This is a genomic window from Brachybacterium sp. HMSC06H03 (assembly GCF_001807385.1).
Taxonomy (GTDB): Bacteria; Actinomycetota; Actinomycetes; order Actinomycetales; family Dermabacteraceae; genus Brachybacterium; species Brachybacterium conglomeratum.
The window spans coordinates 1-633 of record NZ_KV788904.1 but is presented as its reverse complement, the minus strand read 5'-3'; the positions used below and the strand labels follow the sequence as shown (position 1 = coordinate 633).

Genomic DNA, 633 nt, shown 5'->3' with positions numbered 1-633 from the left:
CCGGGACGGGCGGCGCCCCGGGAGCGCTCGTCTCCCCGCAGGGCGTCGTCGCCGTCGGCGCCCTGCCCGCCGAGGACCCGGACGCCGCGACCGCCGCGCTGGAAGCGCTGCCCGATGACGGGCCGCTCACGGTGGTCGTGCTCCACGAGGTCCGCGATCCCGGGAACGTCGGCACCCTGATCCGCACCGCGGACGCCGCCGGCGCCGACCTCGTGCTGCTGACCCGCACCAGCGCCGACCCGTACTCGCCGAAGGCCGTGCGGGCGAGCGTCGGCGGGCTCTTCCACCTCCCCGTCCTCACCGGCGCCGAGAGCGGTCCCCTGCTCGAGGCGCTCGCCGCCCGCGACATCAGCGCCGCCGCGACCAGCGGCTACGCGGACTCCGAGCTGTTCGACGTCGACCTGCCGGACCGGATCGCGTGGATCCTCGGCAACGAGGCGCACGGGCTCGACGAGGAGACCCTCGCCGCCGCGCCGCTGACCGTGCGGATCCCGCTGGCCGGCCACGCGGAGTCGCTGAACGTGCACACCGCCGCGACCGTCTGCCTCTTCGAGACCCTCCGCCGACGACGGGCCGGGGCATGAGCGCGCCCGTCGCGGAGACCGCCCCCGCGCGCCGCCGCGGCCCCGGCCG

1 protein-coding gene is annotated in these 633 nt (G+C 77.9%); it reads left to right on the top strand.

Going from position 1 to position 633, the window contains the following annotated elements; translation table 11 throughout:
- Positions 1-584 (top strand): TrmH family RNA methyltransferase (locus HMPREF3159_RS12520; RefSeq protein WP_141748222.1); only part of this gene is annotated, 584 nt, incomplete at its 5' end.
- Positions 585-633: the final 49 nt, after the last annotated feature.